Here is a 9,613-nt window from a genome sequence, read left to right on the forward strand (position 1 = left end):
GGCAAGCCTCGCTCCTACAGGGTTTGCGCCATTTCAAGATTAGCGCGTGACCTGTAGGAGCGAGGCTTGCCCGCGAATGTATGTAACTGTCAGCGAAGCGCTAGAGGCCGCTTAGCCTTCTTCCCCCTCATCATCATCCCCACCATCAACCTTCATCCCCAATTCCTTGATCTTGCGCGTCAGGGTATTACGTCCCCAACCCAGCAAGACCGCCGCATCGCGACGTCGCCCGGCGGTGTGTTTCAGGGCGGTCTCGATCATGATCCGCTCGAACGCCGGTACCGCGCTGTCGAGCAAACTCGATTGACCGCGAGCCAACGCCTGATCAGCCCATTGACGCAGCGCTTGCTCCCAATTGGTCACAGGCGCCGAATCCTGCGGCAGGCTCAGCAGTTCCGGCGGCAGGTCGCTGATGTGCACTTCGCGACCCGAAGCCATCACCGTGATCCAGCGGCAGGTGTTCTCCAGCTGACGCACGTTGCCGCCCCACGGCAGGTTCTTCAGGTATTCCTCTGTTTCGCTTTTCAGCAGCTTCGGTTCTACCGCCAGTTCTTGCGCAGCGCGGCTGAGGAAGTGCTTGGCCAGGGTCGGGATGTCTTCGCGACGGTCCGACAGCCGTGGAATGTGGATGCGGATCACGTTGAGGCGGTGAAACAAGTCCTCACGAAATTTCCCGGCGTGCACCAGGGTTTCCAGGTTCTGGTGCGTCGCAGCGATGATGCGCACATCGACCTTTACCGGCGTATGACCGCCGACGCGATAGAACTCGCCGTCGGCCAGTACGCGCAGCAAGCGGGTCTGGGTGTCGGCCGGCATGTCGCCGATTTCATCGAGGAACAGCGTGCCGCCGTCCGCCTGCTCAAAGCGCCCGCGACGCAAGTTGGCTGCGCCGGTGAACGCGCCTTTCTCATGGCCGAACAACTCGGATTCCATCAGGTCTTTCGGGATCGCCGCCATGTTCAACGCGATGAACGGAGACGCAGCCCGTGGACTATGGCGGTGCAGGGCGTGGGCTACCAATTCTTTACCGGTACCGGATTCACCGTTGATCAGCACGGTGATGTTGGAGTGGCTCAAGCGCCCGATGGCGCGAAACACTTCCTGCATCGCCGGCGCTTCGCCGATGATTTCCGGGGTGCGGGTCAAGGCGACCGGGACTTCCAGGCCTTGCTGTTCCTGGGCGTGCTGGTTGGCGCGTTTGACCAGCGACACCGCTTCGTCGACGTCGAACGGTTTTGGCAGGTACTCAAACGCGCCGCCCTGATAGGACGCGACAGCGCTGTCCAGATCGGAGTGCGCAGTCATGATGATCACTGGCAACCGTGGGTGTTGCTCGCGAATCCGCGCCAGCAGGTCCAGGCCACTGGCACCCGGCATGCGGATGTCGGAGATGATCACGTCAGGCTGCTGGCGCGCCAGGCGGCTCATCACGCCATCGGCGCTGTCGAAGCTTTGCGTGGTCATGCCTTCCTGCTGCAAGGCTTTTTCCAGGACCCAACGGATAGAACGGTCGTCATCGACGATCCACACGGTTTCACTACGGCTCATGTCGATGTGGCTCCTTGTTCCAGGGGCAGAAAGATCGAGAAAGTGGTATGGCCTGGGTGGCTGTCACATTCGATCAGGCCCTGGTGCTGGCTGATGATGTTCTGGGTAATGGCCAGGCCCAGCCCGGTACCGTCCGGGCGGCCGCTGACCATGGGAAAGAAGATGGTTTCTTGCAGGTCCGCGGGAATGCCGGGACCGTTGTCGATGATTTCGATCTTGGTCACCAGGCGATGGCGTACGTGGCCAATGGTGAACTGGCGCATGGCGCGGGTGCGCAGGCTGATGCGGCCCAGGCGCAGCTCGTTCTGGCTGCTGATGGCCTGCATTGCGTTGCGCACGATGTTCAGCACGGCCTGGATCATTTGTTCGCGGTCGATCAAGACGTCGGGAATGCTTGGGTCGTAGTCGCGCACCAAAGTGATGCAGCCCTGACTTTCGGCCTCGACCAGATGGCAGACACGCTCCAGCACTTCGTGGACGTTGCACATGGCCAGCGACGGCAATTTGTTGGAGCCGAGCATGCGATCCACGAGGTTTCGCAGGCGGTCGGCTTCTTCAATGATGACGTTGGTGTAATCGCGCAGGCTTTCCTCCGGCAGTTCACGGGCGAGCAATTGCGCCGCGCCGCGAATCCCGCCCAGCGGGTTCTTTATTTCATGAGCGAGACCGCGCACCAGCATTTTGCTGGTTTCCTGTTTCGACAGTTGCGCCTCTTCCTTGGTGATCCGCAACAAGCGGTCACGGGGGTGGACTTCCAGCAGCAGCATCGTGGCGCCGTTGGCCAGGATCGGCGTTACCGCGTAGTCGACGGTCAGCGTCTGGCCGGTGAGGGCGGTGAGCATCGCTTCGCGCTTGGTAAACGGGTGCGCCTGCTCGACCGCCTGGCGCAAGGAATTCAGCGCTTCAGTGGATTCGGTGAACAACTCGCTGATGAACTGCCCATGGCTACGCTGACCGCTGATGGCCAGGAGCATCTCCGCCGCCGGGTTCATGTACTCGAGGCGCAATTCGGCATCGAGCAGAATGGTGGCGGTGGTCAGATTGTCGAGAAGCAGACGATGGAGTGCGTCACTGATGGTCATTTAGGACCTCTTTTGGAGCAGGGCATGCGCGCGAATAACGCGCCGATATGAGGAAAATGCAAAAACCAAACCAAGGCTCCGAAAAGAAGCGTTTAAAGCCTGAAACGGGCGTTTGACGCTCGTTTGCGTGGCGTTCTGCCAGCTTTTGCGGGTACTTTCGAACCAAAATGGGTTGAGATGTGGGTACGGTGCACCCTATTGCACCAATATAGTGCGCAAAGCTGAACGGCGTTAGAAGAAACGCAGGAAGGGATTTTTTTCTTCTTCGGGTTTGTCTTTGAGCGGACATTCCGGCCGTTGGCCATAGTCGGTGAGAGCGCAAGGTTTGACTTTGCGCTTCTGTGCGAGGGAGATGCGCAGCATCTGGAAGGGTTGATTGGCCGTGCGTTCGACGGTGCGACCCAGTTCATCGAGGATTTCCACGGACAGGTTGTGGCGGCCGCGGTCGATGTTGCTCAGGGCAAACACCGGACTGACGCCGGGCTCGGCGGTGGGTTGGCCGTCGAGCAGCAATCGGTAGCGGTGCCCTCGTTGCAGGCCTGGTTCATTGGTGACACTGACGATCAGCTCACCGGCATTGCTACGGACCGTAGCGTCCGGTTCCGGGACCAGCACGCGGAGCATGTCGTAGTGGAACAAGGGTTTGTCTTCGGTTTTTTGCGCAGCGGTCACCGGCGCGGCCCCGCTGGGGTTGGCAGACATGCGATTGCTCGTCGCCAGCGGCACACGCTTGGCGTTGCCTGAGCCTGGCTGGTCGGTGTAGACCCGGTTGCCCTGGGCGTCGACGTAAGTGAACACCTCGGCCGTGACCGGCAGCGCGATCAGGCAGGCGATCAGCAGCCACATCCTCATCGCTTGTGCACCCGTTGCACGGTAAATGTCTGCGTCGGGCTTTGCTGGATGATGTGCTCGCCATCGATCACCTGCACCGCCAGGCTGTGTTCGCCACGATCGATGTTCACCAGTTGCAGGATCGGCACGTTGCTCGATTGCCCATAGGGTTGGCCATCAAGCAACAACCTGAACAGATGCGGCGCTTGCAGGCGCGGTTTGATCAGGACGCTGACTGTGAACGTGCCGTTGTTGGCGCGCAGGGCTTCGTCGGTGGGTAAACCGGTCAACTCCAGCACCTCATAGGCGCTGCGCGGCGGCTCGCGGTTGTTGGCTTCGGCAGCGGGTGCGGGAGGTGCCTGAGGCGCAACGCTGTTGAGCGGTGGTAACTCGACCGGCTGCGCCTTGACGCCATCGGGTGGCTGATTGCTGTAGGCGGTGTTGCCGGAGGCGTCAGTGTACTTATAGATCTGCGCTGCGGCAGGCAGGGCGATCAGCAGCCACATCAGAAGAAAACCACGACCCATAAAATCGACCAGAAACGAAAGCGTTGGGGTGCAGCATAGGTCAGGGGTGGCGGTTGACCCAATTCAAAAACATCCGGGCATGATTTACAGGGATCTCCCAAACGCAACAAAACCCTGTAGGAGTGAGCCTGCTCGCGATAACGGTGGATCAGCCAACATCAATATTGAATGAAAAAATGCCATCGCCGGGAAGCCGGTCTCACTCCCACAGGGTTTTTCAGCGCTTGTTGAATCGCGGGCATAAAAAAGACCTCCCGAAGGAGGCCTCTTTCTTGTCACGCCGCTTGCGCAGGCGCTACCGGATCAGCAGCTGTAGTACAGCTCATATTCCAGTGGGTGTACGAAGGTACGGACCTTGATTTCTTCTTCGCTTTTCAGAGCGATGTAAGCGTCGATGAAGTCATCGGAGAACACGCCGCCTTTGGTCAGGAACGCACGACCTTTGTCCAGCTCTTCCAGGGCTTCTTTCAGGCTGCCGCAAACTTGTGGGATCTCTTTCGCCTCTTCAGGCGGCAGGTCGTACAGGTTTTTGTCAGCTGCGTCGCCAGGGTGGATCTTGTTCTGGATGCCGTCCAGGCCAGCCATCAACAGTGCAGCGAAGCCCAGGTACGGGTTGGCTGCTGGATCCGGGAAGCGGGCTTCGATACGGCGAGCGCGAGGGCTGGACACGTAAGGAATACGGATCGAAGCGGAACGGTTACGAGCCGAGTAGGCCAGCATTACCGGCGCTTCGAAACCTGGGACCAGACGCTTGTAGGAGTTGGTCGACGGGTTGGTGAAGCCGTTCAGGGCCTTACCGTGCTTGATGATGCCGCCGATGAAGTACAGGGCGGTGTCGGACAGGCCGGCATAGCCTTCGCCAGCGAAGGTGTTCTTGCCATCTTTGGCGATGGACAGGTGAACGTGCATACCCGAACCGTTATCGCCGTACAGCGGCTTAGGCATGAAGGTCGCGGTGCGGCCGTAGGCATCAGCCACGTTGTGTACGCAGTACTTCAGGGTCTGAACTTCGTCAGCCTTGGCCACCAGGGTGTTGAACTTCACACCGATTTCGTTCTGGCCGGCAGTGGCCACTTCGTGGTGGTGAACTTCGATAACCAGGCCCATCTCTTCCATGGCGTTGCACATGGAGGTACGGATTTCGTGGTCGTGGTCGAACGGCGGGACCGGGAAGTAGCCGCCTTTGACGCCTGGACGGTGGCCTTTGTTGCCGCCTTCCACGTCCTGGTCGGACATCCACGAACCTTGTTCGGAGTAGATCTTGAACATCGAACCGGAGATGTCGGACTTGAACTTCACTTCGTCGAAGATGAAGAATTCTGGCTCTGGACCTACGAATACGGTGTCGCCGATACCGGTCGACTTCAGGTATTCCTCGGCACGCTTGGCGATCGCACGTGGGTCACGGTCGTAGCCTTGCATGGTCGAAGGCTCGATCACGTCGCAAACCAGGATCAGGGTCGGCTCTTCGGTGAACGGGTCGAGGACGGCAGTGGAGTCGTCCGGCATCAGGATCATGTCGGAAGCTTCGATGCCTTTCCAGCCAGCGATGGAGGAACCGTCGAACATTTTGCCTTCTTCGAAGAAAGCTTCATCCAGCGCGTCGCGAGCCGGCATGGTCACGTGGTGCTGAGTGCCTTTGGTGTCCGTGAAGCGCAGATCAATCCACTTGACGTCATGATCTTTGATGAGTTGAACCGACTTCGACATAGTGTCCTCCGGGTGGCTTCGGGCTTAGTAGTGGATGCCCTTAGAATGTGGGTGATGCCGGCGCGAATACTCTGCCAAGGCAACCTGCCTCACAAGGGAGCAAATTGCATGCCAGTGCCCCAGCATGGGTTTTTTGCCCCAATATCACGCTTATAAAGGCACAAAGCGTCTGTAAGCGGAAAATCTCGCCCTACAATGTAGCGTTAAAATCATCAAATGACCTGTTTTGGTGCGCGCAAAACCTTCTGCACATTAACTGGTTAAACCTTGAGCAATTTCCGCTATAATCCGCGCCCCCCTTTTTCGGCTGGGCCTGCGCGCGCTGTTTTCATGAAATTAATCGTAAAAGTCTTCCCCGAGATCACCATCAAGAGCCGCCCGGTACGGATGCGTTTCATCCGCCAGTTGGCCAAAAACATCCGTACCGTGCTCCGCGATCTGGACCCGGCTGTGGTGGTGAACGGTGTGTGGGACAATCTCGAGCTGGAAACCCGCGTCAGCGAGCCCAAGGCCCTGAAGGAGATGACCGAGCGCCTGAGCTGCATGCCGGGCATCGCGCATTTCCTGCAAGTCGATGAATACCCGCTGGGCGACTTCGACGACATCGTCGCCAAGTGCAAGCAGCACTTCGGTGATGCGTTGGCCGGGAAGATCTTTTCGGTGCGCTGCAAGCGTGCCGGCAAGCACGAATTCAGTTCGATGGACGTCGAGAAATACGTCGGCAGCCAACTGCGTCGTCAGTGCGGCGCCGCGGGAATCTCGCTGAAAGAGCCGGAAATCGAAGTCCGCATCGAAATTCGCGACAAACGGTTGTTCGTGATCCACAGCCAGCACAACAGCATCGGCGGTTATCCGCTGGGCGCCCTGGAACAGACGCTTGTGCTGATGTCAGGTGGGTTCGATTCCACGGTGGCTGCGTACCAGATCATGCGCCGCGGCCTGATGAGCCATTTCTGCTTCTTTAATCTGGGCGGGCGGGCCCATGAACTGGGCGTCATGGAAGTCGCGCACTTCATCTGGAAGAAGTACGGCAGCTCCCAACGCGTGTTATTTGTGAGTGTGCCATTCGAGGAAGTACTGGGAGAAATTCTCGGGAAAGTCGATAACAGTCATATGGGTGTAGTTTTGAAGCGTATGATGTTGCGCGCTGCTTCCCGTATTGCCGATCGGCTGGACATCGAAGCGCTGGTTACCGGCGAGGCGATTTCCCAGGTGTCGAGCCAGACACTGCCGAACCTGTCCGTGATCGACTGCGTGACCGACAAGCTGGTCTTGCGTCCGCTGATCGCCAGTCACAAGCAGGACATCATCGACCTGGCCAACGAAATCGGTACTGCCGACTTCGCCAAGCACATGCCGGAATATTGCGGGGTCATCTCGGTGAACCCCAAGACCCACGCCAAGCGTCCGCGCGTGGAGTACGAAGAACAACAGTTCGACATGGCAGTACTTGAGCGTGCGCTCGAGAACGCCAAACTGGTGCCGATCGATCGCGTGATCGACGAATTGGGCCAGGACTTGCAGATCGAAGAAGTCAGCGAAGCGTTGGCTGGTCAGATCGTCATCGACATCCGTCACCCGGATGCCGCTGAAGACGACCCGCTGGGCCTTGCTGGCATTGAGGTACAAACGATGCCGTTTTATGCATTGAACGCTCGTTTCAAGGAACTGGACCCTACTCGCCAGTACCTGCTGTATTGCGACAAAGGCGTGATGAGTCGCCTGCATGCCCACCATTTGCTCAGTGAGGGGCATGCCAATGTGCGCGTTTATCGACCGAGCTAAGTGCCCGGGGCTGTTTGCCTGTGGCCTGCGTCACCGGCCCCCCGACGCCGCCGTCAAGCTGTAACGGCTTTGCCGGACTCTACTGTTAATCGCTGCCAAGACTTGTCAGCACACCGAATCCTCTGATCGAGATACACAAGTGATCGAAAATCTACGCAACATCGCCATCATTGCTCACGTTGACCATGGTAAGACCACCCTGGTAGACAAACTCTTGCGTCAATCCGGCACCCTGGAGCGCAACGAGCTCAACGACGAGCGCGTGATGGACTCCAACGACCAGGAGAAAGAACGCGGTATTACCATTCTGGCGAAAAACACCGCCATCAACTGGAACGGCTACCACATCAACATCGTGGACACCCCGGGCCACGCCGACTTCGGCGGCGAAGTTGAACGCGTAATGTCGATGGTTGACTCCGTTCTGCTGCTGGTTGACGCTCAAGACGGCCCTATGCCGCAAACCCGTTTCGTGACCAAGAAGGCTTTCGAAGCCGGCCTGCGTCCAATCGTGGTGATCAACAAGGTTGACCGTCCAGGCGCGCGTCCGGACTGGGTTCTGGACCAGATCTTCGACCTGTTCGACAACCTCGGTGCTACCGAAGAACAGCTGGACTTCAAAGTCGTCTACGCCTCGGCCCTGAACGGCATTGCCGGTCTGGAACACACCGACATGGCTGAAGACATGACCCCGCTGTACCAGTCGATCGTCGACAACGTACCTGCGCCGAAAGTCGACCGTGAAGGTCCGTTCCAGATGCAGATCTCTGCTCTGGACTACAACAGCTTCCTGGGTGTTATCGGCGTTGGCCGTATCGCTCGTGGCCGCATCAAGCCGAACACTCCGGTTGTTGCTATCGACGCCGACGGCAAGAAGCGTAACGGTCGTATCCTGAAGCTGATGGGTCACCACGGTCTGCACCGTATCGACGTTGAAGAAGCAGCTGCCGGCGACATCGTCTGCATCAGCGGCTTCGACCAGCTGTTCATCTCCGACACTCTGTGCGACCCACTGAACGTCGAAGCGATGAAGCCGCTGACCGTTGACGAACCAACCGTTTCCATGACCTTCCAGGTAAACGACTCGCCTTTCTGCGGTAAAGAAGGCAAGTTCGTGACGTCCCGTAACATCAAGGAACGTCTGGACAAGGAACTGCTCTACAACGTTGCCCTGCGCGTTGAAGAAGGCGACACCGCCGACAAGTTCAAAGTCTCCGGCCGTGGTGAGCTGCACCTCTCGGTACTGATCGAAACCATGCGTCGCGAAGGCTTCGAAATGGGTGTTGGTCGTCCGGAAGTGATCATCCGCATGGTTGACGGCGTGAAGCACGAACCGTACGAAAACGTGACCATCGACCTGCCAGAAGAATCGCAAGGTTCGATCATGGAACAGATCGGTATCCGTAAAGGCGACCTGACCAACATGGTTCCGGATGGCAAGGGCCGTGTGCGCCTTGAGTACAACATCCCGGCTCGTGGCCTGATCGGTTTCCGTAACGAGTTCCTGACCCTGACCTCCGGTGCAGGCATCCTGACCTCGATCTTCGACCGTTACGACGTGATGAAGTCCGGCGACATGTCCGGCCGTCAAAACGGCGTGCTGGTTTCGGTTGCTACCGGTAAGGCTCTGACTTACTCGCTGGAAACCCTGCAAGCTCGCGGCAAACTGTTCCTGGGTCACGGTGAAGACGTGTACGAAGGTCAAATCGTCGGCATCAACAGCCGCGACAACGACCTGGGCGTCAACCCAACCAAAGGCAAGAAGCTCGACAACATGCGTGCCTCGGGTAAAGACGAAACCATCGCTCTGGTTCCGCCTATCCGTTTCACCTTGGAACAAGCTCTGGAATTCGTTCAAGAAGACGAATTGTGCGAAGTCACTCCTAAGTCCATCCGTCTTCGCAAGAAGATCCTGGGCGAAAGCGAGCGTACCCGCGCTGCCAAGAAAGCCGGTAACTGAGTCTCGACTTAGTTAGCTGCTAAAAAAACGCCCCCGACCGCAAGGTCGGGGGCGTTTTTGTTTGTCTGGGGTTTGTGCGGTGTCAGTTCGGGTCCCTTCGCGGGCAAGCCTCGCTCCTACGGGTTTTGCACGCGTCACAAGAACGGCGCATGACCTGTAGGAGCGAGGCT

General features: G+C 58.3%; 7 protein-coding genes. 2 read left to right on the top strand and 5 right to left on the bottom strand.

Annotated elements, in window-relative coordinates; translation table 11 throughout:
- Window positions 1–111: 111 nt before the first annotated feature.
- The 5 genes from ntrC to glnA all read right to left on the bottom strand — a co-directional run bounded on the left by ntrC (window position 112) and on the right by glnA (window position 5,698).
- Window positions 112–1,548 (bottom strand): nitrogen regulation protein NR(I), encoded by a 1,437-nt coding sequence (gene ntrC / locus QMX98_RS28055; protein ID WP_010464563.1) that lies wholly within the window; start codon window positions 1,546–1,548, stop codon window positions 112–114.
- Entirely contained in the window at window positions 1,545–2,630 is a 1,086-nt protein-coding gene (gene glnL, locus QMX98_RS28060; protein WP_010464561.1) for a nitrogen regulation protein NR(II), read from the bottom strand. The genes ntrC and glnL overlap by 4 nt, the downstream gene beginning before the upstream one ends.
- Window positions 2,631–2,861: 231 nt before the next feature.
- The gene (locus QMX98_RS28065) at window positions 2,862–3,482 is read right to left on the bottom strand and encodes a DUF4124 domain-containing protein (protein WP_282411713.1); all 621 of its coding nucleotides are present in this window, start codon (window positions 3,480–3,482) and stop codon (window positions 2,862–2,864) included.
- Window positions 3,479–3,988, bottom strand: a complete 510-nt coding sequence (locus QMX98_RS28070) for a DUF4124 domain-containing protein (protein ID WP_282411714.1) — start codon at window positions 3,986–3,988, stop codon at window positions 3,479–3,481. Before QMX98_RS28070 ends, QMX98_RS28065 begins: the two co-directional genes overlap by 4 nt.
- A 303-nt stretch (window positions 3,989–4,291) precedes the next feature.
- On the bottom strand, window positions 4,292–5,698 hold the full coding sequence (gene glnA / locus QMX98_RS28075; protein ID WP_010464555.1) for a glutamate--ammonia ligase: 1,407 nt from the start codon (window positions 5,696–5,698) through the stop codon (window positions 4,292–4,294).
- A gap of 330 nt (window positions 5,699–6,028) precedes the next feature.
- Between glnA and thiI the strand changes: the two genes are divergently transcribed.
- Both thiI and typA read left to right on the top strand, forming a co-directional pair.
- Window positions 6,029–7,483, top strand: coding sequence for a tRNA uracil 4-sulfurtransferase ThiI (gene thiI, locus QMX98_RS28080; RefSeq protein ID WP_077747593.1), 1,455 nt, complete (start codon window positions 6,029–6,031; stop codon window positions 7,481–7,483).
- Between the two features lie 139 nt (window positions 7,484–7,622).
- Window positions 7,623–9,443, top strand: coding sequence for a translational GTPase TypA (typA, locus tag QMX98_RS28085; protein WP_010464551.1), 1,821 nt, complete (start codon window positions 7,623–7,625; stop codon window positions 9,441–9,443).
- Window positions 9,444–9,613: the final 170 nt, after the last annotated feature.

The sequence above is a fragment of the Pseudomonas sp. PS02303 genome (genome assembly GCF_029959925.1).
Taxonomy (GTDB): Bacteria; Pseudomonadota; Gammaproteobacteria; order Pseudomonadales; family Pseudomonadaceae; genus Aquipseudomonas; species Aquipseudomonas mandelii.

Excerpts from the sequence above, each read along its gene's own strand:
- glnA (WP_010464555.1), bottom strand. The coding sequence starts at position 5,698 with ATGTCGAAGTCGGTTCAACTCATCAAAGATCATGACGTCAAGTGGATT.
- thiI (WP_077747593.1), top strand. The coding sequence starts at position 6,029 with ATGAAATTAATCGTAAAAGTCTTCCCCGAGATCACCATCAAGAGCCGC.
- glnL (WP_010464561.1), bottom strand. The coding sequence starts at position 2,630 with ATGACCATCAGTGACGCACTCCATCGTCTGCTTCTCGACAATCTGACC.
- QMX98_RS28070 (WP_282411714.1), bottom strand. The coding sequence starts at position 3,988 with ATGGGTCGTGGTTTTCTTCTGATGTGGCTGCTGATCGCCCTGCCTGCC.
- ntrC (WP_010464563.1), bottom strand. The coding sequence starts at position 1,548 with ATGAGCCGTAGTGAAACCGTGTGGATCGTCGATGACGACCGTTCTATC.
- QMX98_RS28065 (WP_282411713.1), bottom strand. The coding sequence starts at position 3,482 with ATGAGGATGTGGCTGCTGATCGCCTGCCTGATCGCGCTGCCGGTCACG.